The organism is Streptomyces sp. NPDC048566, from assembly GCF_043199735.1.
Classification (GTDB): Bacteria; Actinomycetota; Actinomycetes; order Streptomycetales; family Streptomycetaceae; genus Streptomyces.
On sequence record NZ_JBICWL010000002.1, the window covers coordinates 192,187 to 216,063 of the forward strand.

21 protein-coding genes are annotated in these 23,877 nt (G+C 73.0%); 11 read left to right on the forward strand and 10 right to left on the reverse strand.

Annotated elements, in window-relative coordinates:
* Nucleotides 1–3 precede the first annotated feature (3 nt).
* Nucleotides 4–1,068, reverse strand: a complete 1,065-nt coding sequence (locus tag ACGFS9_RS04670; protein ID WP_393250846.1) for an NAD(+)/NADH kinase — start codon at nucleotides 1,066–1,068, stop codon at nucleotides 4–6.
* 347 nt (nucleotides 1,069–1,415) lie between these two features.
* Between ACGFS9_RS04670 and ACGFS9_RS04675 the strand changes: the two genes are divergently transcribed.
* On the forward strand, nucleotides 1,416–2,060 hold the full coding sequence (locus ACGFS9_RS04675) for a class I SAM-dependent methyltransferase (protein ID WP_393251265.1): 645 nt from the start codon (nucleotides 1,416–1,418) through the stop codon (nucleotides 2,058–2,060).
* Nucleotides 2,061–2,113: 53 nt separating this feature from the next.
* Nucleotides 2,114–3,976 carry a SpoIIE family protein phosphatase gene (locus tag ACGFS9_RS04680; protein WP_393250848.1) on the forward strand — a complete coding sequence of 621 codons (1,863 nt, stop codon included), beginning with the start codon at nucleotides 2,114–2,116 and terminating at the stop codon, nucleotides 3,974–3,976.
* Between the two features lie 164 nt (nucleotides 3,977–4,140).
* Here the strand turns inward: ACGFS9_RS04680 and ACGFS9_RS04685 are convergent, their stop codons facing one another.
* On the reverse strand, nucleotides 4,141–4,563 hold the full coding sequence (locus ACGFS9_RS04685; protein WP_393250850.1) for a YjbQ family protein: 423 nt from the start codon (nucleotides 4,561–4,563) through the stop codon (nucleotides 4,141–4,143).
* Nucleotides 4,564–4,767: 204 nt separating this feature from the next.
* Between ACGFS9_RS04685 and ACGFS9_RS04690 the strand changes: the two genes are divergently transcribed.
* Nucleotides 4,768–5,856 (forward strand): NAD(P)-binding domain-containing protein, encoded by a 1,089-nt coding sequence (locus ACGFS9_RS04690; protein WP_393250852.1) that lies wholly within the window; start codon nucleotides 4,768–4,770, stop codon nucleotides 5,854–5,856.
* Between the two features lie 107 nt (nucleotides 5,857–5,963).
* Here the strand turns inward: ACGFS9_RS04690 and mltG are convergent, their stop codons facing one another.
* Together mltG and ACGFS9_RS04700 are read right to left on the reverse strand one after the other, a co-directional pair.
* Nucleotides 5,964–6,821 (reverse strand): endolytic transglycosylase MltG, encoded by an 858-nt coding sequence (gene mltG / locus ACGFS9_RS04695; RefSeq protein WP_393250854.1) that lies wholly within the window; start codon nucleotides 6,819–6,821, stop codon nucleotides 5,964–5,966.
* A 44-nt stretch (nucleotides 6,822–6,865) separates the two neighbouring features.
* A complete protein-coding gene (locus ACGFS9_RS04700; protein WP_393250856.1) occupies nucleotides 6,866–8,665 on the reverse strand; it encodes an ABC transporter ATP-binding protein in 1,800 nt (599 codons plus the stop codon).
* A 379-nt stretch (nucleotides 8,666–9,044) separates the two neighbouring features.
* Here ACGFS9_RS04700 and ACGFS9_RS04705 point away from each other — a divergent pair, with 379 nt between their 5' ends.
* Nucleotides 9,045–9,515 carry a MarR family winged helix-turn-helix transcriptional regulator gene (locus ACGFS9_RS04705; RefSeq protein WP_393250858.1) on the forward strand — a complete coding sequence of 157 codons (471 nt, stop codon included), beginning with the start codon at nucleotides 9,045–9,047 and terminating at the stop codon, nucleotides 9,513–9,515.
* A gap of 410 nt (nucleotides 9,516–9,925) precedes the next feature.
* Here the strand turns inward: ACGFS9_RS04705 and ACGFS9_RS04710 are convergent, their stop codons facing one another.
* A complete protein-coding gene (locus ACGFS9_RS04710) occupies nucleotides 9,926–10,675 on the reverse strand; it encodes a L,D-transpeptidase family protein (protein WP_393250860.1) in 750 nt (249 codons plus the stop codon).
* A 525-nt stretch (nucleotides 10,676–11,200) separates the two neighbouring features.
* On the opposite strand from ACGFS9_RS04710, the gene ACGFS9_RS04715 reads away from it, so the two are divergent.
* The 4 genes from ACGFS9_RS04715 (at nucleotide 11,201) to ACGFS9_RS04730 (ending at nucleotide 16,394) form a co-directional block, all read left to right on the forward strand.
* Nucleotides 11,201–13,069, forward strand: coding sequence for an ABC transporter transmembrane domain-containing protein (locus tag ACGFS9_RS04715; RefSeq protein WP_393250862.1), 1,869 nt, complete (start codon nucleotides 11,201–11,203; stop codon nucleotides 13,067–13,069).
* Nucleotides 13,066–14,910, forward strand: coding sequence for an ABC transporter ATP-binding protein (locus tag ACGFS9_RS04720; RefSeq protein ID WP_393250864.1), 1,845 nt, complete (start codon nucleotides 13,066–13,068; stop codon nucleotides 14,908–14,910). The genes ACGFS9_RS04715 and ACGFS9_RS04720 overlap by 4 nt, the downstream gene beginning before the upstream one ends.
* 698 nt (nucleotides 14,911–15,608) lie before the next feature.
* On the forward strand, nucleotides 15,609–16,079 hold the full coding sequence (locus tag ACGFS9_RS04725) for a DUF5709 domain-containing protein (protein ID WP_393250866.1): 471 nt from the start codon (nucleotides 15,609–15,611) through the stop codon (nucleotides 16,077–16,079).
* Nucleotides 16,080–16,118: 39 nt separating this feature from the next.
* Complete coding sequence (locus ACGFS9_RS04730; protein ID WP_393250867.1) at nucleotides 16,119–16,394, forward strand: type B 50S ribosomal protein L31; 276 nt, start codon at nucleotides 16,119–16,121, stop codon at nucleotides 16,392–16,394.
* A gap of 38 nt (nucleotides 16,395–16,432) precedes the next feature.
* Here ACGFS9_RS04730 and ACGFS9_RS04735 read toward each other — a convergent pair whose 3' ends face one another.
* Nucleotides 16,433–17,227, reverse strand: coding sequence for a metal-dependent hydrolase (locus tag ACGFS9_RS04735; RefSeq protein WP_393250868.1), 795 nt, complete (start codon nucleotides 17,225–17,227; stop codon nucleotides 16,433–16,435).
* Nucleotides 17,228–17,372: 145 nt separating this feature from the next.
* Here ACGFS9_RS04735 and ACGFS9_RS04740 point away from each other — a divergent pair, with 145 nt between their 5' ends.
* Nucleotides 17,373–19,886: a DEAD/DEAH box helicase gene (locus ACGFS9_RS04740; RefSeq protein WP_393250869.1), complete on the forward strand. Its 2,514-nt coding sequence runs from the start codon at nucleotides 17,373–17,375 to the stop codon at nucleotides 19,884–19,886.
* A gap of 19 nt (nucleotides 19,887–19,905) precedes the next feature.
* The gene (locus tag ACGFS9_RS04745) at nucleotides 19,906–20,772 is read left to right on the forward strand and encodes an acyl-CoA thioesterase (RefSeq protein WP_393250870.1); all 867 of its coding nucleotides are present in this window, start codon (nucleotides 19,906–19,908) and stop codon (nucleotides 20,770–20,772) included.
* On the opposite strand, the gene ACGFS9_RS04750 is transcribed toward ACGFS9_RS04745, so the two are convergent.
* Both ACGFS9_RS04750 and ACGFS9_RS04755 read right to left on the reverse strand, forming a co-directional pair.
* On the reverse strand, nucleotides 20,759–21,703 hold the full coding sequence (locus ACGFS9_RS04750; protein ID WP_393250871.1) for a DUF6397 family protein: 945 nt from the start codon (nucleotides 21,701–21,703) through the stop codon (nucleotides 20,759–20,761). The genes ACGFS9_RS04745 and ACGFS9_RS04750 overlap by 14 nt on opposite strands.
* Before the next feature lie 127 nt (nucleotides 21,704–21,830).
* On the reverse strand, nucleotides 21,831–22,244 hold the full coding sequence (locus tag ACGFS9_RS04755) for a roadblock/LC7 domain-containing protein (protein WP_393250872.1): 414 nt from the start codon (nucleotides 22,242–22,244) through the stop codon (nucleotides 21,831–21,833).
* A gap of 94 nt (nucleotides 22,245–22,338) precedes the next feature.
* On the opposite strand from ACGFS9_RS04755, the gene ACGFS9_RS04760 reads away from it, so the two are divergent.
* Nucleotides 22,339–22,767, forward strand: coding sequence for a PPOX class F420-dependent oxidoreductase (locus ACGFS9_RS04760; protein WP_393250873.1), 429 nt, complete (start codon nucleotides 22,339–22,341; stop codon nucleotides 22,765–22,767).
* A 32-nt stretch (nucleotides 22,768–22,799) separates the two neighbouring features.
* Here ACGFS9_RS04760 and ACGFS9_RS04765 read toward each other — a convergent pair whose 3' ends face one another.
* A complete protein-coding gene (locus tag ACGFS9_RS04765) occupies nucleotides 22,800–23,405 on the reverse strand; it encodes an ATP/GTP-binding protein (RefSeq protein ID WP_393250874.1) in 606 nt (201 codons plus the stop codon).
* Nucleotides 23,406–23,461: 56 nt separating this feature from the next.
* Nucleotides 23,462–23,875: a DUF742 domain-containing protein gene (locus tag ACGFS9_RS04770; RefSeq protein ID WP_393250875.1), complete on the reverse strand. Its 414-nt coding sequence runs from the start codon at nucleotides 23,873–23,875 to the stop codon at nucleotides 23,462–23,464.
* Nucleotides 23,876–23,877 lie beyond the last annotated feature (2 nt).

Here is a 23,877-nt window from a genome sequence, read left to right on the forward strand (position 1 = left end):
TCGTCAGCGGGCCGCCGACGGGGGCGGCAGCCGCAGGCCGGCGAGGTCCGGCGGGACCGGGCTGTCGGGGCGGAAGAACGGGGCGGCCTCGCCGTCCGCCGCGGTGGCGGGCGCGTCGGTCAGCCGGAACCGGTCGCGCAGCCGGCCGTAGAAGTCCGTCGGGCGCAACCGGATCAGCCGGACCCGCTGCGGGGACCGGAAGACCCCGATCCAGTCGCCGGGATCGACGACGCCGCGCAACTGTCCGTCGATGCTGACGGCCGCCTGCCCGGAGTGGGGCAGGACCCGCAGGGCCACGGGCTCGTCCGGCGCGGCGACCACGCTGCGGTTGAAGGTCATGTGCGGGGCGATCGGGGTGAAGACCACCGCGTCCATGTGCGGGGAGAGCACGGGACCCCCGGCGGCGAAGCTGTACGCCGTCGAGCCGGTGGGCGTGGCGACGGCGAAGGCGTCCGCGGAGTAGGAGGCCAGGCGCCGGCCGGCGAGGTAGACCCCCACGCTGACCTGCCGGTCCCGGGCGAGCTTCTCCAGCACGACGTCGTTGAGAGCCGTCACGTCCAGGGCGACGCCCCAGCCGTCCCCCTCCGTCGTCTCGGGGCGGACCCGGGGCGGCGGCAGCGCGGCACCCCGGCCGTAGTGCAGCAGGGCCTCCATGCCCGGCGGGACCTCCAGGGCCCGGGAGGCGCGCATGGTCAGGGTCATGCGCTCCTCGACCACCGCGTGCCCCTCGTGCACGGCGTCGAGCGCGGCGGTGACCTCGGCCGCGGGCACCTCGGTGAGGAATCCGACCCTGCCGAGGTCGACGCCCAGCACGCTGGCCCCGCTCTTGACGGCGATCCGCGCGCCGCGCAGGAAGGTGCCGTCGCCGCCGAGGGTGACGACGAGGTCGGGGTTCCCGGCCGCCTCGGCCTCCGCACGGCCGCCGCGGCGCCGGTGGTCCTTGGCCCAGACGTCGATCTCGGTGCAGCGGATGCCGCGCGCCGCGCACCAGGAGCCGACGGCGCGGGCCGCGTCCCGCGCCGCCGCTCTTCCCTGGTGGACGACCAGTCCGACGCGGTGCACGGCCACGGCAACCTCCGGGTGCTGGACTGGACACGATCTTTCCACGAATAGCGAATTCCGCTACGGGGAGAGGTGCCGGCACCGGAGGGAAAAGACGACCGGGAGGCGAACGCGGGCGGGTGCGCGACCGAAGGTCCGCCTCTCAACTTCTTTGACCCGCAGTCAACTTCGGCCACTCTGGCACCCGACCGAACGATGAACGACTATCGTCTCGAATTGACGTCTCCTGAGCGAGGGATTCCGCTCGGAGATCCCGTCACGGCCGCTTCCGGCCGGATGGTGGAATCACTCGATCGACCCTTCGGGAAGGTACTTTCGTGATCAACGGTAATCACGGGACTGATTACGAGAGCATGCGGCTCGATCGCACCGGTCAGGCGGACGCCTTCGACGCCATCGGCGACCGCTACGACGAGGCCTTCCCGCACAAGGAGGGCCAGCTGGCCGCCGGCGGCTGGCTGGCCGCGGCGCTCACCGCCGGGTCCCGCGTGCTGGACCTGGGCTGCGGCACCGGGGTCCCGACCGCCCGCCAGCTGTCGGAGGCCGGACTCGACGTCGTGGGCGTCGACCTGTCGCCGGGCATGGTCGAACGCGCGGGACGCCATGTCCCCCGGGGCACCTTCCACCAGGCGGACATCGCGGACCTGCGGCCGGGCGGCCCCCTCGACCTCGGTCGCTTCCACGGGGTCGCGGCGTTCTTCTCGCTCCTGATGCTGCCGCGCGCGGAGATCCCCCTCGCGCTGCGGACGGTGCGTCATCTGCTGCTGCCCGGCGGCCTGTTCGTCCTGTCCATGGTCGAGGCCGACGTGGACGACTTCGCGATCCCCTTCCTGGGGAACACGATCCGGGTGTCCGGATACCTGCGGGAGGACCTGCACAAGGTCGTCGAGGCGGCGGGTTTCGAGATCGTCGAGGAGACGTCGTACACCTACGCCCCCTCGGTGGCGGACGTCCCGCCGGAGGAACAGGTGTTCCTCTGCTGCCGGCGGAGCGACTGAGGAGGGCCGGTCCGAGCCGCGGACCGCGCCACCCATCGGACGGGACAGAACGCGTGACCGATCATCCCCCTTCTGCCGAGGGCACCGCCCTGCCGCTCTCCCCCGACGGCGCCGCACCGCCGCCCGGCCTCGCGCCACCCGCGGCGGTGACCGTTGCGGACGCGGCGCCGCCGGACCGGCCCGGCGCGGTGGCCGCCGCGGACGCCGGCCCGCCGCGGGACGGCGTGGCGCAGACCGACCGCCTGCGGTACCTCGACGTGGCGACGCGGCGCATCGCCCGCGGGATGGATCTGGACGAAACGCTCCGGGAGCTGCGGCAGGCGGCCGTCCCGGCGTTCGCCGACGCCATCTTCATCCATCTCGACGACCCCCTGCCGCTCGGCCCGGACCGCCCGGCCGCGCCCCTCGTGCTGCGTCTGCACGGCGGCACCGCCACGGCGGATCGGCCCGCCGCCGTCCCACCCCGGCCCGGCCGGACCCGCCCGCCCGCGCTTCCCGCGATCGCCGCCCGGGTGGAGCCCGTCGGCGGCGGCCGGCTCACGGAGTTACTGCTGGACGGCCAGCCTGCCTTCGGCGACGCGCCCGGGAACGCGTCCGCCGTGGCCGAACTGCTCACCTCCGGCGCGGACGGCCTGGCCGCGCTGCCGCCGGGCCACCGGCTGGTCGTCGCCCCGCTGCACGGCAGCCACCACGTGATGGGCACCGTCGTCCTGCTGCGCGGCCCGGAGCGCACCGCGTTCACCGACGACGACCTGATCGTCGCCTCGCAGCTCGCCACGCACACCGCGCTGGGGGTGCAGAAGGCGGTGATGTACGGCCACGAGGCCGCCGTGGCGGACACGCTCCAGCACACCATGCTCCCGTCGTCGCTCCCCGAGCCCACCGGTGTACGGCTGGCCAGCCGCTACCTGCCCGCGTCCAGGACCGCACAGGTCGGCGGCGACTGGTACGACGCGATCCCGCTGCCCGGCAACCGGGTCGCCCTGGTCGTCGGCGACGTGATGGGGCACTCCATGACGTCCGCGGCGATCATGGGCCAGCTCCGCACCATCGTGCAGACCCTCGCCGGCCTGGACCTGCCGCCGCACGAGGTCCTGCACCACCTCGACGAACAGGCCCAGCGGCTCGGCAGCGACCACATCGCGACCTGCCTCTACGCGATCTACGACCCGATATCGCACCGCCTGCTCGTGGCGAACGCCGGCCATCCGCCCGCGGTGCTGCTCCACGAGGACGGCCGCGCCGACGTGCTGGACGTCCCGCCCGGCGCCCCGATCGGTGTCGGCGGTGTCGTCTTCGAGTCGACGGAGATGGCCGCGCCCACCGGTTCGACGCTGGTGCTGTACACGGACGGGCTCGTGGAGTCGCGGACCATCGACGTGGGCAGCGGGGTGGAGGAACTGCGGATCCGCCTCCAGGCGACCGCGCCCGGGCCCACCTCGCTGGAGACGCTCTGCGACCACGTCCTCGGCACCCTCGGACCGGGGAACCGGGACGACGACATCGCCCTGCTCACCGCCCGCTTCGAGGGCTTCCCGCCGGACAGCGTCGCCTACTGGTACCTGGCCCCGCATCCGATGACCGCCGGCCAGGCGCGCCGGCTGATCCGCCGGGCCCTGCACCGCTGGGGTCTGGAGGGTCTGCTCGACACCACGGAACTGATGGTCAGCGAGGTGGTGACGAACGCAGTCCGCTTCGCCTCGCGGCCCATCTCGCTCAGGCTGCTGCGCACCGAGGTGCTGCGCTGCGAGGTGACCGACGATTCGCCGCTGGTGCCGCGGATGCGCGCGGCGGACCCCGGCGAGGAGTGCGGACGCGGGCTCTTCCTGGTCGACCAGCTCGCCCTGCGCTGGGGTGCCACCAGGCTCGGCAGCGGCAAGGTCGTCTGGTTCGAGCAGAAGATCCCGGCGAGGTAGCGCCCGGCGCCCCGGCGGGATGCGGCGCCGATCCGGGCACGGTACGGGGGTGACGCTCCGTCGCCCCTGCCGGCCGGGAGCGTGCCCGCGCCCAGCGGCCGGCCTTGTGCCGGCCCGCACGCCGGAGCCGCGGGACCCGGCCGGGGCCGTCCGCCGCCGGGCACTCAGCCGAGGAAGGTCAGCCGGACCCGGCGGTCCGGGTTGTCCTTGTTCGTGTCCACGAGGCACACCGACTGCCAGGTCCCCAGCTCCAGATTCCCGTCCACCACCGGGAGGGTCGCGTGCGGCGGGACGATGGCCGGGAGGACGTGGTCGCGGCCGTGTCCCGGACTGCCGTGGCGGTGCTGCCAGCGGTCGTCCGCGGGAAGCAGGGCGTGCAGGGCGGCGAGCAGATCGTCGTCGCTTCCCGCACCCGTCTCGATGACGGCGACCCCGGCGGTTGCGTGCGGCACGAAGACGTTGAGGAGACCGTCGCGGCCCTCCGCGACGTCGCAGAGGAAGGCCGCGCAGTCGCGGGTGAGGTCGACGACCGTCTCGGACGATCCGGAGGACACGTTCAGAACGCGCGTGGCGAAGGCATCGGACATGCCACCCATCCTCGCCCACCGCTCCGCCGCGGTCCTCCCGTTCCGGGCACCGTGTCCTCACGGCGCCCGCTCGGCGGAGGCGGACGCTCCCGGGAGGGGCGGCGGCGGCCCGCGGGTGGGACGGCGGCTCCTGCGGCCCGTCGGCCTCGTCACACCGGACCGTCCGGCGGGAAGATCCCGCAAGGGCGCCGGGTTGGGACGGACGTGACCGAGTCAGAGGTACGCGCAACGGAGATCGACGTGGTCGTGATCGGCGCCGGGCAGGCCGGCCTGTCCAGTGCCTACCACCTGCGGCGCACCGGTTCCGTGCCGGGCAGGGACTTCGTCGTCCTGGACCACGCGCCGCGCGCCGGAGGCGCCTGGCAGTTCCGGTGGCCGTCGCTGACGTACGGCAAGGTGCACGGGATGTACGCCCTGCCCGGCAGGGAGCTGAGGAACGCGGACCCGGACCGCCCCTCCTCCGAGGTCGTCTCGGAGTACTTCGCGGCCTACGAACGCGAATTCGACCTGCGGGTGCGGCGGCCGGTCGACGGGCGGGCGGTCCGTGAGGGGCCGGGCGGCCGGCTGCTGGTGGAGACGGACCACGGCACGTGGTCCACGCGGGCCCTGATCAGCGCCACGGGCACGTGGGACCGGCCGTTCTGGCCGCGGCTGCCGGGCCAGGACACCTTCGGCGGACGGCAGCTGCACACGGCGCAGTACCGGGGCCCGCACGAGTTCGCCGGACAGCGCGTGGTGGTCGTGGGCGGCGGTGCCTCCGGAACCCAGCACCTGATGGAGCTGGCCCCCTACGCCTCGGCGACCACCTGGGTGACACGGCGTCCTCCGGTGTTCCGCGAGGGGCCGTTCACCGAGGACGTCGGCCGGGCCGCGGTCGCACTGGTGGACGAGCGGGTGCGGCGGGGACTGCCGCCCCGCAGCGTCGTCTCCGTGACCGGGCTCCCGCTGAACGACGCGATCCGGCAGGCGCTGGCCGACGGGGTGCTGGACCGGCGCCCGATGTTCACGGCCATCACTGCGGAAGGGGTGGAATGGCCCGACGGATCGCGGGAGGACGCCGACGTCATCCTCTGGGCGACCGGCTTCCGGCCCGCCATCGACCATCTGGCGCCCCTGCGGCTGCGGGAGCCGGGGGGCGGCATCCGCGTCGAGGGGACCCGGGTGGTCGCCGATCCGCGCATTCATCTGGTGGGCTACGGACCGTCCGCGAGCACCATCGGCGCCAACCGGGCCGGCCGGGCCGCGGTGCGGGACATCGGCCGACTGCGGGCGGTGTCGCCGACCGCCGCCTGACGTCCGCCGGTCCGCCCTCCGTCGGCCGCGCCGCCGCGCCCGGGGGCTTCGCGGCCCGGCTCCCGCGGGCTCCGCGCGCACGGCCCGGCGGGACGCCGGAGCCGCGCTCAGCCCGTGGGCGACGTGCTCGGGGAAGCGGTCGCGCGGCTCTGGTTCCTGTTGAACTCCGCGACGTTGCGCTGGTGTTCCTCGTAGCTCGCCGTGAAGCGGGTGTCGCCGGGCTTGACCGTGACGAAGTACAGCCAGTCGCCCGCCGGCGGGTTGATCGCGACGCGCATCGCCTCCTCGCCGGGATTGGCGATCGGCGTGGGGGGCAGCCCCATGCGCCGGTAGGAGTTGTAGGGGCTGTCGATCCGGGTGTCGTCCCGGGTGGTCTTCAGAGTCGATCGGTTCATCGCGTAGTTGATGGTGGAGTCCATCTGGAGGGGCATCCCGCGCTCCAGCCGGTTGAAGACGACCCGGGCCACCTTGCCCATGTCGGCCGCGGTCGCCGCCTCGGACTGGACGATGCTCGCGATCGTGACGGCCTGGTAGACGTTCATCGCGTTGCGCTGCGCGCCCGCAGCGACCGGCGCGCCGTTGAACTTCTTGTTCGCCGTGTCGACCATGGCCCTGAGCAGTGTCTGCGGCGTCGTCTTCGCGTCGAGCGGATACGTCGCCGGGAAGAGGTAGCCCTCCGGGTTGCCCTCGGCGTCGTCGGGGAGCTTCAGGTTCGCCTTGCCGAGCGACTTCTTGGTGGTGCCCGCGGGCACCCGCAGGGCCTTGTCGACGGCGGTATAGATCTGGCCGGACCGCCAGCCCTCCGGGATGGCGAGCGACTTGGGCTTCGCGTCCTCCTCGCCTCCCGCGCCGAGCAGCGGCACCGCCACGGCGGTGGCCGCCACGACGGCTCCGGTCGCGATGAGGGCGACCCGGCCCCGGCGCGTCAGTCGAATCGTGCTCCGTGGCGGAGTGTTCATCTGCATAAAGGGCACGTTAACCCGCTAAGCGCCACAAACCTGGCATATCGTCATCTTGTCGGTTCCAGTTGGGCGTCCCGGTGGACGAGGGCGGCGTAGCGCCCGCCGAGGTCGAGGAGCTCCCCGTGCGTCCCGCGCTCGACCACGCGGCCCCCGTCGAGCACGACGATCTGGTCGGCGCCGCGGACGGTGGACAGCCGGTGGGCGATGGTGATCGTGGTGCGGTCTGCCGACAGCGCGTCGATGGCCTCCTGCACCGCGTGCTCCGTGCGGGTGTCCAGCGCGCTGGTCGCCTCGTCCAGGACGAGTACGGGCGGGTCGCGCAGGATGGTGCGGGCGATGGCGAGGCGCTGCTTCTCGCCCCCGGAGAAGCGGTGGCCCCGTTCGCCGACGACCGTGTCGTAGCCGTCGGGCAGCGCGGCGATGTGGTCGTGGATCTGTGCCGCGCGCGCGGCCGCGTACAGCTCCTCGTCGGTGGCGTCCGGTTTGGCGAACCGCAGGTTCTCGGCGACCGAGGCGTGGAAGAGGTACGTCTCCTGGGAGACGACGCCGACCGCCCGCGCCAGCGTGTCGAAGTCGAGGTCGCGCACGTCGACTCCGTCCAGGGTGACCCGGCCGCCGGTGACGTCGTACAGGCGCGGCACCAGGTGGCTGAGCGTGGACTTGCCGGAACCGGTCGGCCCGACGACCGCGAGGCTGCCGCCCGCCGGGACCTCGACGTCGATGGCGTCGAGGATCGGGGCACCCTGGCCGTCGTAGCGGAACTCCACGTCCTCGAAGCGGATCTCGCCCTTGACCTGGTCGAGGTGGACCGGTTCGTCGGGCTCGGTGATGTCGACGGGCAGGTCGAGGTACTCGAAGATGCGCTGGAAGAGCGCCAGCGAGGTCTGGATCTGCACGCCGGTCGACAGCAGGCTGACCGTCGGCCGGAACAGGCCCTGCTGGAGCGAGACGAAGGCCACCAGCGTGCCGATGGAGATGGCCGGTCCGCCGAGCTGGAGGGCGACGCCCGCGGCCCAGTAGATGAAGGCGGGCATCGCGGCCATCACGATGCCGATGACGGACATCCGCCAGCGGCCCGCCATGTTCGACCGCACTTCGAGGTCGACCAGCCCCTCGGACTCGTCGGCGAAGGCGCGGGTCAGCGAGTCCGAACGCCCCATGGTGCGCCCGAGCAGGATGCCGCTGACGGAGAGCGACTCGGTGACGGTGGCCGCCATGGCCGCCATCTGCTTCTGCCGCTGGGTGGTGATCCGCTTGCGTTCGTTGCCGACGCGGCGGCTGATCCAGACGAACACCGGGAGCAGGAGCAGCGAGACCACGGTGAGCCGCCAGTCCAGGGCGACCATGGCGACCACCGTGGCGACCACGCTGGTGAGGTTCGACACCAGGGAGGTCGCGGTGGAGGTGACCGTGGCCTGCATGCCGCCGATGTCGTTGGCGATGCGGGACTGGACCTCGCCGGTGCGGGTGCGGGTGAAGAAGGCCAGTGACATGCGCTGGAGCCGGCCGTACACGGCGGTGCGCAGGTCGTGCATGACGCGTTGGCCGACGGTCGTGGAGATCAGGGTCTGGAGCACGCCGAAGACGCCGCCGAGGACGGCGCTGAGGATCATGCCGAGCGCGAGCAGGCTCAGCAGACCCGTGCGGCCCTGCGGGATGGCCGTGTCGAGGATGACCCTGAGCAGGAACGGTGTGGCGACCGACACCAGGGAGGCGGCGCCGACGAGCAGGCCGACGATCGCGAGGCGGCCGCGGTAGGGGCGGAAGAGGCGCAGGATGCGGCGCACCTGCCGGGGCTGCTCGGCGTCGGCGGGTGACGGGCTCCACGTGATGTGTTCGGGAGGCAATGGACTCCTAGGAATGTTCGAAGGGGTCGCACGGGACTGTGCTCCATGCGGACGGCACCGCCGGCCTCGCGCGGCCGCCCGTCCGTCGCCCGGTCCGGCCAGGCGGGCGGGGCAGACGGAGCAGGCCGCACGGACCGGCAGGTCGGGCCCGACCCGGCGGCCTTACGGGGCGCACGCCCTACAGGTCGTCCGACCACATGGTCGGTCCGCGGGCCGGTACGGGCGTGCGGGGCTTCGGTTCGGACGTGCCGTCCGGGTGGCGCACGTCCTGCGGGGCGCGGGGTCGCGCGGGTTTCGTCGACGGAACTCCGACGACTGTCGGAGCCTAGCTCATTGTTACCTATACTCACAATGAACGGCGTGCTGATATTGTTCCCGCATGACCACCCCCGATGCCGACGGCCTGCTCGCCGAGCAGTTGCTGCGCCTCACGCGCCGCGTGCACCGCATCCAGAAGCGCCACCTGGAGCAGCGCGAGCTGGGCATCACTCCCGCTCAGTCCCGCCTCCTGCGCACCCTCGCGCACTACGGCTCACCACCCCGGATGACCGACCTCGCCGAGCGCCTCGAAGTGGTGCCCCGGGCGGTGACCACGCTGGTCGACGGCCTGGAGGCGGGAGGGAAGGTGCGCCGGGTGCCCGATCCCGGCAACCGGCGGGTGATCCGCATCGAGGTCACCGAGGAGGGCCGCGGCGCGCTCCGGGAGCTGCGCGCCGCGCGCCGCGGCGCCGCGGAGGAGATCCTGGCCCCGTTGACGGACGAGCAGCGCGAGGTGCTCGGCGGTCTGCTGGACACCCTGGTCGACGGGGTGCCGGCGGACCGGCCGCCGGAGGCCGGGCACCCCTGCTGATCCTGTTCGGCGCCCCGGCAGACCCCGGGACGCCTCGCGCGTCGGGGCGGGTCGCCGGCTGCCTGGAGCGCGTGCGCGGTCCGCGAAGCGACCCGCCGCGACCGGGACCTGACGGCCGCTCAGTACGACGGCGTTTGCCGCGAGGGGCGACGAGGCACGCGACGGCCCGCCGGTCGGTGGTCCTCCCCCGCACCGGGGCCTCCGCTGGAGGCGTTCGCCCGCCACTCGCGTGCTGCGGGGCCCGCCGACGCGGCGGCCGCGTGCGCGGCCTCCGGTTCGCTCGGCGCCCGCCCCATCGGCGGGCGGTGTGTGCGCCGCCCGGGGGGGCGCGACGGGGGCGGGGCTACCGCTCGGTCCTGCCGGAGCCGGAGGGCGCGACCGTTCCCCTGCCGCACCCGGCGGCATCGGCTCTACGCCTTAAGGTCCTGCCTGTCGCCCATCACGATGACCGGATGCCGGTCGGGATCGAGCGTGCGCAGCAGGTACTCCATGCCGGACTTGGGCAGGCTCACACAGGCGGACGTGCCGCTGCCGTGGTCGAGGTGGAGCCAGATGCCGCCGCCCTTGTCGGCACCCCACGGGCGGGTGCCGTCGTCCGGCGGATTGCCCTTGACACGGTTGTAGTCGATGGCGATCACGTAGTCGAAGTCGTGCCAGTGCGACTTCGCCCAGTAGTGCGGCGCCTGGAAGCCCGCCGACTGGGTGTAGGGCAGCCGGGCTCCCGGGTCGTCGAGCACGCCGCCCGCGTCGCTGAGCGTGAACACCCCGACCGGACTGCGCTTGTCGTCCTCGTGGTGGTCGGTCGTCCACCCCTTCTTGCCGTTGTGCGCCGCCCAGCCGGCGGTCTTCTTCCAGTTCGCGCCGGACTTCGTGTACAGCACGGCGGTGGACGTCGCCGAGTCCTTGCCCGCGCCGTAGACCGCGAGGACCTGGCGTGAGTCGGACGGGATCTTCTTCTGGAGCCGGTCACCCACGTCCGGGATCCGGGTCGGGTCCGCCGGAGAAGCACTGGTGTGGGCGGCCTGACCGGCCGATCCGCCCTTCCCCTTCACGTCCTTGGCCCCGTCGTCAGCCGAGCCGCCGCAGGCCGCGAGACCGACGGCGAGGACTCCGCAACCGACCGCGGCGAGTCCTGTACGCGTCGCACCGTTCATTCGCATGCCGTCCATCCTCGCACTCCGGGGACGCCGCATCGCCGTCCCCCGGCGCCCGGCCGGGTCGCGTCGGTCGGCCCGTCCTCGTCCACGGCCGTCCGCTCCGCGCCCCGTCCGCGATCCGGCCCGTCCCTCCGTCGGCTGCCCCTCCGCTCGGCTGATCCGGGTCCTGGCGCGCCCCGGTCGGCGCGTCCATCGTTCGAACCGGTCACCCGGCCGGACCGGCCACGGGACCGACCGGACGGGGACGGGCGTACGGCCCCTGCCGGCTGGGCGCGACGGCGGACACGCACCGGGCGCGCGGATCCCGCGCAGCCGTCGCGGCGGACGACTGCGGACCTCGCGTCCCTTCGGTGCACCGGGATCGCTCCCGGTACGACAAGCGGGCCGGATTCCGCCCGTCGCCGGAAAATCGGTTGCCTTCCACCACGCTACGAGGCGAACCTTTCACGGTTTGTTGCCGGCCCCGGCGACGGGCGATGCCTGATCACGGGGCGGCCCCCCTCACCTGACACGAGCCACTGGGACGTCATGCAGATTCACGACCTTCCGTATCCCGACCCGGGCGTACCCGACGCCCGCTCGGGTCCCCGATTCCTGTGGTGGCTCGGCCGCAACCAGCTCGGCGGGCAGCTGAAGGCGCTGGCGTGGGGCCTGCTGCACTTCGTGGCCGTGTCGGCGCTGCCGTTCTGCGTCGGCACGGCCGTCCAAGCGGTGATCGACCGATCGGGCACCCGGCTCGCCGCGACCGGCGCACTGATGGCGCTGTGCGGCGCCGGTATCGCCCTCGGCGAGACCATGCTGCACCGCACCGCCGTCACCAACTGGATCACCGCGGCGGCACGCGTCCAGCAGCTGCTCGCCCGCAGGACCGCCCTCCTCGGCGCGGCGCTGACCCGGCGGGTCGCCGCCGGCGAGGTGGTGGCGGTGTCGACCGGCGACGTCGAGAAGATCGGGTGGTTCGTCGAGGCCGTTTCCCGCTTCACGGCCGCGGCGCTGACGGTGGTGCTGGTCTGCGTCGGCCTGGTCGTCTACCAGCCGGCGCTCGGTGTCATCGTCGCCCTCGGCGTGCCCGTACTGGCCCTCGCCGTACTGCCGTTGCTGCCCCGGGCGACCGGACGGGCCGACCTCCAGCGGGAGAAGGCGGGCCGCGCCACCGAGTTGGCCTCCGACACCGTGGCGGGACTGCGGGTGCTGCGCGGCATCGGGGGCGAGGACCTCTTCCTCGACCGGTACCGCCGGGCCTCCCAGGAAGTCCGCCGCGCGGCCGTGCGCAGTGCGCGCATGTGGTCGCTGATCGCCGCGATCCAGGTGCTGCTGCCGGGCCTGCTGCTGATCGCCGTCGTCTGGCGCGGAGTCCTGCTGGCCCGCGACGGGCGCATCGACGTCGGCGAACTCGTCACGGTGTACAGCGCGGTCATGCTTCTCGCCTATCCGCTGCGGCACTTCGAGGAGATCGCGATGGCCTGGTCCTTCTCGCGACCGTCCGCCCGGCGGGCCGCACGGGTGCTGTCCCTGCACCGCGCGACGGACAGTGCCGGCTCCCGGCCGCCGCAGGCGCCGTCCGGTGATCTGTACGACCCCGGGACGGGGCTGCTCGCCCCCGAGGGCCTGCTCACCGCCGTGGTGTGCGGCGACCCGGACGCGGCCGGCCGGCTCGCCGAACGGCTCGGCGGCCACCCCTGCGAACCCGGTGAGGCGCCGCGCGACGGGGACGCGGTTCACGGCGAGTCGGTCCTTCTCGGGAACGTGCCGCTGGACGACCTGCCGCTGGACTCCGCACGCGCGGCGGTCCTGGTCCAGGACAAGGACCCGGTCCTGCTGTCCGGCTCGCTGCGCGAACTGCTGGACGTGCCGGCCTCGGGGCTCGTCGGCGCGGAGGCGGCGCTGGAGGCCGCGCGGTGCGGTGACGTGCTGGAGGCGCTGGCGCAGGGCTCGCTGGACGCCGAGGACCCGATGAACGCCCGGATCACCGAACGCGGTCGCTCGCTGTCGGGAGGCCAGCGCCAGCGGCTCGCCCTGGCCCGGTCCCTGGTCACCGACCCGGAGGTGCTGGTCCTCGACGAACCGACGTCCGCGGTCGACTCCCACACGGAGGCGGGGATCGCGCAGGGCCTGCGCGCACTGCGGGCCGGGCGCACGACGGTCGTGCTCACCTCCTCTCCCCTCCTGCTCGACAACGCGGACCGGGTGGTCCTCGTAGTCGAGGGCCGCGTCGCCGCCGTCGGAGCCCACCGCGAGCTGCTGAGCGGAGAACCGCGGTACCGGACCGTCGTGACCCGGGAGACCGATGAGGAAGCCGCCGCCGGGATCGCGCCGCGTCCCCGGAACGGCGGCCTGACAGCCGACGACGAAGCCGTCCTGGACGGCGTACTGCACGACATCGAGGAGACCGCATGATCGGCGTGGCGCCCCCGGCCTACGACCCGGCCGCACCGACGACGGCCACCACCCTGCCCGTCGGCGCGCCCGCGACGGTGCGCGCCTACGTCACCGAACTGTTCCGCCGCCACCGGACCGCCTTCTTCCTGCTGGTCGGCGTCAACACCGTGGCCGTCGTCGCCTCGATGGCGGGCCCCTACCTCCTGGGGTCGCTCGTGGAGCGGGTCACCGACCGGGCCCACGACCTCCATCCGGCGCGCACGGCCGCCCTGTTCGTGGCCGCGCTGGTCGTCCAGGCCGTGTTCGTCCGGCAGGTACGGCTGCGCGGCGCCATGCTCGGCGAGCGGATGCTGGCGGACCTCCGCGAGGACTTCCTCGTCCGGTCGGTCGGGCTGCCGCCCGGCGTCCTCGAACGCGCCGGGACGGGCGATCTGCTGTCCCGCATCACCACCGACATCGACCGCCTCGCCAACGCCATGCGCGAGGCGGTGCCGCAGCTGGCCATCGGCGTGGTCTGGGCCGCCCTGCTGCTCGGTGGACTCGCCGTGACGGCCCCGGCGCTCGCTCCGGCCGTCCTGGTCGCCGTCCCGCTGCTGGTCGTCGGCTGCCGCTGGTACTTCCGGCGGGCGCCGGCGGGCTACCGGTCGGAGGCGGCCGGCTACGCGGCCGTCGCCGCCACCCTCGCCGAGACCGTCGACGCCGGCCGCACCGTCGAGTCCCACCGGCTGGCCGGGCGCCGCATCGAGCTGTCGGACCGCCGTATCCGGGAGTGGACGGCGTGGGAGCGGTACACGCTCTGGCTGCGTTCGGTACTGTTCCCCGTCGTCAACGTCACGCACGTGACGGTGCTCTGCTCGGTCCTGATGGTCGGCGGGGTCTTCGTCCTGCACGGCTGGATCGGAGTGGGGCAGCTCACGACGGGTGCCCTCATCGCGCAGATGCTCGTCGACCCGGTCGGCCTGATCCTGCGGTGGTACGACGAGCTCCAGGTCGCCCAGGTCTCGCTGGCGCGGCTCGTCGGCGTCCGGGACATCGAGCCCGCCGCCGGCGATCCCGCCCTGTCGCCCGACGGGCGGGACGTGCGTGCCGACGGCGTCCACTTCGGCTACCGCAAGGGCGTGGACGTGCTCCGCGACGTGACCCTGGCCGTACCGCCCGGAACACGCGTCGCACTCGTCGGCCCGTCCGGCGCGGGCAAGTCCACGCTGGGCAGGCTGCTCGCCGGGATCTACGCGCCCCGGGACGGCCGGATCACCCTCGGCGGCGCCGAACTCTCCCGGATGCCCGCCGAGGAGATCCGCAGCCACGTGGCTTTGGTCAACCAGGAGCACCACGTGTTCGTCGGCTCCCTGCGCGACAACCTGCTGCTCGCCGTCGCCCGCTCGCGCCGCGACGCGGCCGACGCCGCCCCCGGGGCCCGGCGCGCCGATACCGCGGCGGGTCACGCCGAGGACGCACGACTGTGGGCGGCGCTGGGCGCGGTGGACGCCGGCGGCTGGGCGCGGGCGCTGGAGGACGGCCTGGACACCGAGGTGGGGTCGGGCGGCGTCACGCTCACTCCCGCGCAGGCCCAGCAGATCGCGCTGGCCCGACTGGTCCTGGCCGACCCGCACACACTGGTCCTGGACGAGGCGACCTCGCTGCTCGACCCGCGCGCGGCGCGCCACCTGGAACGCTCGCTGGCCCGTGTCCTGGACGGGCGCACCGTCGTCGCGATCGCCCACCGGCTCCACACGGCCCACGACGCGGACGTGATCGCCGTCGTCGAGAAGGGCCGGATCAGTGAGCTGGGCAGCCACGACCAGCTCGTGGCGGCGGACGGCGCCTACGCGGCTCTGTGGCGGTCCTGGCACGGGTGAGCGGGCGGCCCACGGAAGGCGCGGCCCCGGGCCGCGTCCGGCGTCGGAGGCCGCGCGACGACGGACGTGGCATCGCTCCCGCGCACGGGCAGGGCGCCTGCTCCGTGCCGTCCCGGCGGACCGCCCGCCCGGTATCCGCGCGCAGCGCGCACCGCCGTACCCGGAGGGCCGCCGGCGGGTGATGCGCGCAGTGCGACCGGGCAGGACTCCGGCGCCGTGCGGCGGGTCCGTCGCGCGGACCGCCCGGAACACGGTCCGCCCGGTGCGACGCGCCGGACGGACCGGCCGCGAGGGAGCCGGCCACCCCTCCCCGGCAGGCCGGACCGTCTGCGGAAGGCGAGTGGACCGGCGCGGTGACAGGGGCGACCGGCCGCAACGGTTCGGTGGAGCCGGAACGCTTCCGTGGGACGGGGCGACCGGAAGGGGTGCGTGGACCGGGCCGCACCGGGTGCCTCTGCGAGCCGGCGGCACCCTCCCGCCGGGACCCCGTCCCCGTCGGCGGTCCCCGCCGCGCCGCTGGTCCGAGGCCGTGGCGTTGCGCGGTGCCGAAGGGGGGTGGAAGGCTGGATGCGGACACCCGGTCGGGGGACCCGCGGGAACCACCCGGTTCGCGTGGAACGGCAGACGTGTCCCGTGGCCCGCGCGACCGTCGTCCCGAGAGGCGGAGCCGGTCCCGTCCGCAGCCCCTGGAGGTAGTCGTGGACAGCGCCGACGGTTGGGGAGACGAGGTCTACCAGCCCGACGGATCCGAGGTACAGGACGACGCGGGGCTGCTCGACGCGGAGGACACCCTCATGACCGACGGCGTCGCAGACCCGCTGGACCGGGGCTGGTCCCCGCCCGAGCGGCCGTGGGCGGTGGAGCACCAGGGGGTGACCGCTTCGGAGGCCGTGGCGGGCGAGAGCCTGGCGGACCGCCTCGCCGAGGAGGTGCCCGACGTGGCGGCCTCCGACGGCGACGGGATCGGTGACTGCTCGGACAGCGACGGCGAACTCCTCGACAACGAGGTCGGCGACCTGCGCTCCGGACGCCTGGTGGCACCGGACGAGGGAGCACACGAGGATGAGGAGAGCGGGCTGATCGCGACGGACATCGGCATCGACGGCGCCGCGGCCTCGGCCGAGGAGGCCGCCATGCACATCGTCGACGAGGACTCCGTGTCCGGCTGACCGGCGCCCGGCCGAGGACACCGTCCCGAAGGAGCATCCATGCAGCAGGACAAGCAGCCCGACTACCGGCCCGTGGTCTTCCGCGACCTGAGCGCGGGCTACGCCTTCCTCACCCGCTCCACGGCCACGAGCGAGCGGACGATCGAGTGGGACGACGGGGAGACCTACCCCGTCGTCGACGTCGAGATCTCCTCGGAGAGCCACCCCTTCTACACCGGCAAGGCCCGCACCGTGGACTCCGAAGGCCGCGTCGCCCGGTTCGAACGGCGCTACGGAGGCGGCGCGCAGACGAGCGGCGGCGACGCGAACGCCTGAACCGCCCCTCCCTCGCCGGACCGCTCCCCGGCTCCGCCTCAGATGAAGTTCAGCGCGGCCGCGCAGCCGACCCCTCCCAGCAGCATGAACGCGGGCATCAGCACCTTCAGCTCGATCCAGCTGCCCGCGCGGAAACGCATCGCCTTGGGCGGGCCGATGGGATACCAGCGCTTGCGGCCGACCGGGATGGGCCACAGGATCGGGCAGCCCGACACCGTGAGGGCGTCCCCGATGTCGTGCACCAGCGCGCCGAGGACGATCGGCAGGCCGAGCCACAGATACTCCTGGCCCGGCGCGGTGAACAGCCAGTCCGCACCCTTGCCCGGCCTGTCCAGTATTCCCGCGAGGATCCAGGCGCTGGTCGCGGCGAGCAGCCAGACCAGCACGTCGCTGCTGGACCCACGCGCGGCCCGCCAGAGCAGGCCCTCGATGGCGAGCACCATGTGCACGAAGAGGATGGCGAGCACCGCCCAGCGACCGCCGGTGATCGCCAGCACGGAGCTGCCCGCGCCGATCAGGACCGCCCACAGCCAGGTGTGCGTCAGCGTGCGGTGGCCGCCGGAGCGCCGGGGGTCGCCCTGCTTCTTCGTTCCCTTGTAGACGGCGTAGGACAGCTTGTCGACGATCTCGCACAACCACCGTGACACGGGTCCGAAGGCGCGCGAGATGGTCGCGGCCTTGTGATCGAGGTCCGGGGCGAGTGCGGCACCCGCGCAGATCAGCGCTCCGACCAGCAGGACCGGCCAGGGCATGCTGTGCCCGGCAGCGGCGGCCGCCGCTCCGACGCCGAGCCAGGCCGCGGCCCCCGACAGTGAGTGTGCTGGTCCCATCATGGCCGTTCCCCGCCCCATTTCGTATGTCCCGCTGTCCAGTTGCCCGCCCGCGCTGACGCGTCGTCGGCGCCACAGCGTAGCGTTCGTGATCTTCGGTGCGGCATCCGATTCCCCCCTTGCGTGCGTCGCCAGGCAAGATGGGTGCGTGACCCTCATCGATCAGCTGCCGCAGACCGCAGACCCCGACGCCCTCTACGAAGCCTTCGAGTCGTGGGCCGGAGAACGCGGTCTCACGCTCTACCCCCACCAGGAGGAGGCGCTGATCGAAGTGGTCTCGGGGGCCAACGTGATCGTCTCGACGCCCACCGGCTCGGGCAAGAGCATGATCGCCGCCGGTGCGCACTTCGCCGCGCTCGCCCGGGACGAGGTCACCTTCTACACCGCGCCGATCAAGGCCCTGGTCTCGGAGAAGTTCTTCGAGCTGTGCAAGATCTTCGGGACCGAGAACGTCGGCATGCTCACCGGCGACGCGTCCGTGAACGCCGACGCCCCCGTCATCTGCTGCACAGCCGAGGTCCTCGCCTCGATCGCCCTGCGGGACGGCCGGCAGGCGGACGTGGGCCAGGTGGTCATGGACGAGTTCCACTTCTACGCCGAGGGCGACCGCGGCTGGGCCTGGCAGATTCCGATCCTGGAACTCCCCCAGGCGCAGTTCATCCTGATGTCGGCCACGCTCGGCGACGTCTCGATGTTCGAGAAGGACCTCACGCGCCGCACCGGGCGGCCCACCGCGGTGGTGCGCTCCGCGACCCGGCCCGTTCCGCTGTCCTACGAGTACGTGCTCACCCCGCTCACGGAGACGCTCACCGAACTGCTCACCACCCGGCAGGCGCCCGTGTACATCGTGCACTTCACCCAGGCGCAGGCCGTGGAGCGAGCGCAGGCGCTGATGAGCATCAACATGTGCACGCGGGAGGAGAAGGACCGGATCGCCGAGCTGATCGGCAACTTCCGCTTCACCACCCGGTTCGGCCAGAACCTCTCCCGCTACGTCCGGCACGGCATCGGTGTGCACCACGCCGGCATGCTGCCCAAGTACCGGCGACTGGTCGAGAAGCTGGCCCAGGCAGGGCTCCTGAAGGTCATCTGCGGCACGGACACGCTCGGTGTGGGCGTCAACGTGCCCATCCGGACGGTACTCTTCACGGCCCTGACCAAGTACGACGGTACCCGGGTGCGCACGCTGCGGGCCCGCGAGTTCCACCAGATCGCCGGCCGGGCGGGGCGCGCCGGCTTCGACACCGCCGGCTTCGTCGTGGCGCAGGCGCCGGAGCACGTCATCGAGAACGAGAAGTCGCTGGCGAAGGCCGGCGACGATCCGAAGAAGCGGCGCAAGGTGGTGCGCAAGAAGGCGCCCGAGGGTTTCGTCGGCTGGACGGAGAACACCTTCGAGAAGCTCATCGCCTCCGATCCCGAACCGCTGACCTCCCGCTTCCGCGTCACGCACACCATGCTGCTGTCGGTGATCGCCCGCCCGGGCAACGCCTTCGAGGCGATGCGTCATCTGCTGGAGGACAACCACGAGCCGCGCAAGCAGCAGCTGCGGCACATCCGCAGGGCGATCGCGATCTACCGCTCGCTCCTCGACGGCGGCATCGTCGAGAAGCTCGACGAGCCCGACGCCACCGGCCGTATCGTCCGGCTCACCGTCGATCTCCAGCAGGACTTCGCGCTCAACCAGCCCCTGTCGACCTTCGCCCTCGCTGCCTTCGACCTGCTGGAGCCCGAGTCGCCCTCCTACGCCCTCGACATGGTCTCGGTGGTGGAGTCCACGCTCGACGACCCCCGGCAGATCCTCGCCGCGCAGCAGAACAAGGCGCGAGGGGAAGCCGTCGCCGCGATGAAGGCCGACGGCGTCGAGTACGAGGAGCGCATGGAACGGCTTCAGGAGGTGACGTACGCCAAGCCCCTGGAGGAGCTGCTCTTCCACGCGTACAACGTGTACCGCAAGAGCCACCCCTGGGTGGGCGACCACCCCCTGTCGCCCAAGTCCATCATCCGTGACATGTACGAGCGGGCCATGTCCTTCACGGAGTTCGTCTCCTTCTACGAGCTGGCCCGGACCGAGGGCATCGTGCTGCGCTACCTGGCCTCCGCCTACAAGGCGCTGGAGCACACGGTCCCGGACGACCTGAAGTCCGAGGATCTGGAGGATCTGATCGCCTGGCTGGGCGAGATGGTCCGCCAGGTCGACTCCAGTCTGCTCGACGAGTGGGAGCAGCTCGCCAACCCCGAGGTGATGACCGCGGAGGAGGCGCAGGAGAAGGCCGACCAGGTCAAGCCGGTCACGGCGAACGCGCGGGCCTTCCGTGTCCTCGTCCGCAACGCGATGTTCCGCAGGGTCGAGCTCGCCGCGCTCGACAATGTCGGGGAACTCGGCGAGATGGACGCCGACGCCGGCTGGGACGCCGACGCGTGGGGCGAGGCGATGGACGCGTACTGGGACGAGTACGAGGACCTCGGCACGGGCCCCGACGCCCGCGGGCCGAAGCTGCTGTCGATCGTGGAGGAACCGCAGAACGGCCTGTGGCGTGTCCGGCAGGCGTTCGCCGACCCCAACGGCGATCACGACTGGGGCATCAGCGCGGAGGTGGACCTGGTGGCGTCCGACGCGGAGGGCCGTGCCATCGTCAAGGTCACCGACGTCGGCCAGCTGTGAGCACAGGAGAGGCCCACTCATGACGAACGCCGCCGAGAGGCTGGTCGACCTGCTCGACCTGGAGCAGATCGAGGTCAACATCTTCCGGGGCCGCAGCCCCCAGGAGTCCCTCCAGCGCGTCTTCGGGGGGCAGGTGGCCGGACAGGCGCTGGTGGCGGCCGGCCGCACCACCGAGGGCGACCGGCCGGTGCACTCGCTGCACGCGTACTTCCTGCGCCCCGGCCGGCCGGGCGTCCCGATCGTGTACCAGGTCGAACGCGTGCGGGACGGGCGGTCGTTCACCACGCGCCGGGTCACCGCCGTGCAGCAGGGCCGGACGATCTTCAATCTCACCGCCTCCTTTCATCGGCCCGAGGAAGGGAGCTTCGAGCATCAGCTGCCACCGGCACGTGACGTGCCGGACCCGGAGTCCCTGCCGACCGTCTCGCAGGAGATCAAGGAGCACCTGGGGGCTCTGCCCGAAGCCCTGGAGCGCATGGCGCGACGCCAACCGTTCGACATCCGCTACGTGGACCGGCTGCGCTGGACGCCCGAGGAGACCAAGGGCGCCGAGCCGCGCAGCGCGGTGTGGATGCGCGCCATGGGACCGCTGGGCGACGACCCGCTCGTGCACACCTGCGCTCTCACCTACGCGAGCGACATGACGCTCCTCGACGCCGTCCGCATTCCCGTCGAACCGCTCTGGGGTCCGCGGGGCTTCGACATGGCCTCCCTGGACCACGCCATGTGGTTCCACCGGCCGTTCCGCGCCGACGAGTGGTTCCTCTACGACCAGGAGTCGCCGATCGCGACGGGGGGACGCGGTCTGGCCCGCGGCCGCATCTACGACCGGCAGGGACAGCTGCTCGTGTCGGTGGTGCAGGAAGGGCTGTTCAGGGCCCTGTAGAGAGGCTCTCGCGCGGCTTCCCGCGGCGCCGCCGGCCGAGCAGCCGCAGGGTGCGGCTGACGGGCCGTGCCCGCTGCGCCTTGCTCGTGCGGATGAGCGGGGCCGGATCCGGCCGGCCTTGCGCTGCGGCCGCTTCCGTCGGGGACGAGGGCACCGCGGGGCGGGGCGCCGGGCGGTCCGCGCGGGCCTCGGCGAGGGTCTGGCGCAGCTCGGCCACGAGCCACGCGACCTCGTCGGGATCACCCGCGGTGATGACGCTCTCGACGATCCGCGCCGTGGGTGTGCCCGGGGCGGCGGCCGACGGCCGGGCCGGGCGAAGGAGTTCGAGGTGGGCGCGCTCGTAGGGGTCCCGCACCCCTTCGGCGAGGGGAACCGGGGCGAGCAGGGACGCGACGGCAGCGGCGCGGGCCCACGGATCCTCCGCCTGCCGGAGGAGGTGCCCGAGCCGGCGTCCGCGCCAGTTGCGGGGCCTGAGGTCGACGCCCGCGTCGAGTTGACCGCGCAGAACCTCCGGTGTCCGGCCCTTCAGCAGCGGCGCGTGCTTCCCGTCCCGCGCGAACTGCCCGATCTCCTCCGCGAGGTACAGCCAGACGATCGCCCCGTAGCGGTTCACGTAGAAGGTGACGGGGACGGCGAGGCCGAGCCGCGCCAGGCGGGTGAAGCGGCCGGTCGCCACGCCCATGAGCGCTGCCGCCTCGGCGGTTCCCACCGTCCTGACCCGCTCGCGCAGGGTCGCGGGAAAGCCCGCCTCGCCGCGCAGCCGGTCGATCTCGGCCCGAGCGACCCGGCGTCCGCCGCCTCCCTCGTCGGGCACGGTGCGCACGCAGCCGAGTTGTACGGCCAGGTCGAACTCGCGGCGCCCGAGGTCCAGTTCTCGTGCGGCACGGCCGACGGACGTCGTGGCGGAGCGGGTGATCGTGCTGACGGACATGGCGGTCTCCCCCGTGGAGTCGGATGCTCGCGCCGTGTGCGCTCGCTTCGGGAAAAACCGTATCCGGGCGGGCGGACATCGCGTCGAGCCTGTGGAAAACCCCGACTCCGATGACCGTGTGCGCAGGTCAGAGATCTGTAGCGGGCTTGCCGTCCGGGTGCCGCGCGTCGACCCCGAGGTGCTCGCCGACCCGGTTCACCAGCAGGGTCATCTCGTAGGCGACCTGACCGATGTCGGCCTCGGCGCCGCTGAGGACACAGAGGCAGCTGCCGGCGCCCGCGGCGGTCACGAACAGCACCGCGTCGTCGAACTCCACCATCGTCTGGCGGACCTGGCCGGCGCCGAAGTGACGTCCGGAGCCCTTCGCCAGGCTGTGCAGTCCCGACGAGACGGCGGCGAGGTGCTCGGCGTCCTCCCGCCGCAGGCCCGTGCTCGCACCCGTCACCAGTCCGTCGTTCGAGAGCACCAGCGCGTGCCTCACGTGCTCGACGCGCTGGGTGAGGTCGTCCAGCAGCCAGCCGAGGCCGTTGTTGTGTGCCATGGTCCGGTCTCCCCGTGTTCGCTTCCCCCCGACCGGAGGATTCGCCCAGCAAGCCTTCCCCACAGCCGCCCTGCGGGCAAGGAGGATGGACGGCATGGCAGAGAAGATGACCGACGAGCAGTGGCGGGCGTTCGTCTCGCAGGGAACCCGCACCGGAAAGCTGTCCACGGTCCGCGCCGACGGCAGCCCGCACGTGGCACCCGTCTGGTTCGTGCTGGACGGCGACGACGTGGTCTTCAACACCGCGAAGGACACTGTGAAGGGGAGGAACCTGGCACGGGACGGCCGGGTCGCCCTGTGCGTGGACGACGACCGGCCGCCTTTCGCCTTCGTGGTGCTGCAGGGACGGGTGGCCCTGTCGGAGGACGCGGACGACCTGCGGCACTGGGCCACCCGGATCGGGGGCCGGTACATGGGCGCCGACCGTGCCGAGGAGTTCGGCAGGCGCAACGGCGTACCGGGGGAACTCCTCGTCCGGATGAGGATCGAGAAGGTGCTGGCCTTCGCGGCCGTGGCCGACTGACCGGCGGCCCGCCCCCGGAGCCGCCGCGGGCGTCAGCCGACGGAGTCGAGAAGCCGGGCGGTGTGCACCCGCCCGGCGTACTCGACGAGCCGGATCAGCACCTCCTTGCCGGAGTCGCGATCGCGGGCGTCGCACAGCACGACCGGTGTGCCGCGGTCGAGATCGAGGGCCCGGGAGACGTCCTGGGCGCCGTAGGCGCGTGCGTCGGCGAAGCAGTTCACGGCGACCACGAACGGGATGCGCCGGTGCTCGAAGTAGTCCACGGCGGGGAAGCAGTCCTCCAGGCGCCGGGTGTCGGCGAGGACGACGGCACCGAGGGCCCCGGTCGACAACTCGTCCCAGAGGAACCAGAAGCGGTCCTGGCCCGGTGTCCCGAAGAGATAGAGCGACAGTCCCGACCTGATCGTGATGCGCCCGAAGTCCATGGCGACGGTCGTGGTGACCTTCCGGTCGACCCCGCAGGTGTCGTCCACCGGCCGACCGGCCTCGCTGAGGAGTTCCTCGGTGCGCAGCGGCCTGATCTCACTGACCGCTCCCACCAGGGTGGTCTTGCCGACGCCGAATCCACCGGCGACCAGAATCTTCAGCGCCAGGGCGGAGGAGTCGTCGTCCGGGGTGTCGGGCTTCTCTGCGGCCATCGATCACTTCTCTCGGGAGGGCCGACCACCGTCGGCCGCGGTTGCGGCGGGGTCCACTACAGGGCCCGGAGCCCTTCGATCACCTCGCGCAGGACGCGCTCGTCGGGCAGGCGGGCGGGCGGCACCGGGCGGCTGACCAAGACGCGGCGGCGCTCCAGCAGATCCCCCAGGAGCACGCGGACGACGCCCACGGGAAGGTCGGCGCCCGCCGCCAGTTCGGCGACCGACTGGGGCTCGGCGCGGCACAGTTCGATCAGCGCACGGTGTTCCGGGCCGAGCGCGGTGCCCTCGCCCGCGGCGGGCGCGTCCTCGTCGATCGACACCAGGGCGATGAGGTCGAAGTGGACGGCGGCGGGACCCGGCTGGGTGCGTCCGCCCGTCATCGCGTAGGGACGGACGAGGGGGCCCGCCTCCTGGTCGTACCAGTGGCCGGAGGGCGGCGGCCCGCTGTCCGGCATGTCGTCGGTCATCT

What these genes read in the sequence shown, in the direction of transcription:
- ACGFS9_RS04675 (WP_393251265.1), top strand. Translation starts at nt 1,416, where the DNA reads ATGCGGCTCGATCGCACCGGTCAGGCGGACGCCTTCGACGCCATCGGC.
- ACGFS9_RS04685 (WP_393250850.1), bottom strand. Translation starts at nt 4,563, where the DNA reads ATGTCCGATGCCTTCGCCACGCGCGTTCTGAACGTGTCCTCCGGATCG.
- mltG (WP_393250854.1), bottom strand. Translation starts at nt 6,821, where the DNA reads ATGCAGATGAACACTCCGCCACGGAGCACGATTCGACTGACGCGCCGG.
- ACGFS9_RS04705 (WP_393250858.1), top strand. Translation starts at nt 9,045, where the DNA reads ATGACCACCCCCGATGCCGACGGCCTGCTCGCCGAGCAGTTGCTGCGC.
- ACGFS9_RS04710 (WP_393250860.1), bottom strand. Translation starts at nt 10,675, where the DNA reads ATGCGAATGAACGGTGCGACGCGTACAGGACTCGCCGCGGTCGGTTGC.
- ACGFS9_RS04715 (WP_393250862.1), top strand. Translation starts at nt 11,201, where the DNA reads ATGCAGATTCACGACCTTCCGTATCCCGACCCGGGCGTACCCGACGCC.
- ACGFS9_RS04720 (WP_393250864.1), top strand. Translation starts at nt 13,066, where the DNA reads ATGATCGGCGTGGCGCCCCCGGCCTACGACCCGGCCGCACCGACGACG.
- ACGFS9_RS04730 (WP_393250867.1), top strand. Translation starts at nt 16,119, where the DNA reads ATGCAGCAGGACAAGCAGCCCGACTACCGGCCCGTGGTCTTCCGCGAC.
- ACGFS9_RS04735 (WP_393250868.1), bottom strand. Translation starts at nt 17,227, where the DNA reads ATGATGGGACCAGCACACTCACTGTCGGGGGCCGCGGCCTGGCTCGGC.
- ACGFS9_RS04745 (WP_393250870.1), top strand. Translation starts at nt 19,906, where the DNA reads ATGACGAACGCCGCCGAGAGGCTGGTCGACCTGCTCGACCTGGAGCAG.
- ACGFS9_RS04750 (WP_393250871.1), bottom strand. Translation starts at nt 21,703, where the DNA reads ATGTCCGTCAGCACGATCACCCGCTCCGCCACGACGTCCGTCGGCCGT.
- ACGFS9_RS04755 (WP_393250872.1), bottom strand. Translation starts at nt 22,244, where the DNA reads ATGGCACACAACAACGGCCTCGGCTGGCTGCTGGACGACCTCACCCAG.
- ACGFS9_RS04760 (WP_393250873.1), top strand. Translation starts at nt 22,339, where the DNA reads ATGGCAGAGAAGATGACCGACGAGCAGTGGCGGGCGTTCGTCTCGCAG.
- ACGFS9_RS04765 (WP_393250874.1), bottom strand. Translation starts at nt 23,405, where the DNA reads ATGGCCGCAGAGAAGCCCGACACCCCGGACGACGACTCCTCCGCCCTG.
- ACGFS9_RS04770 (WP_393250875.1), bottom strand. Translation starts at nt 23,875, where the DNA reads ATGACCGACGACATGCCGGACAGCGGGCCGCCGCCCTCCGGCCACTGG.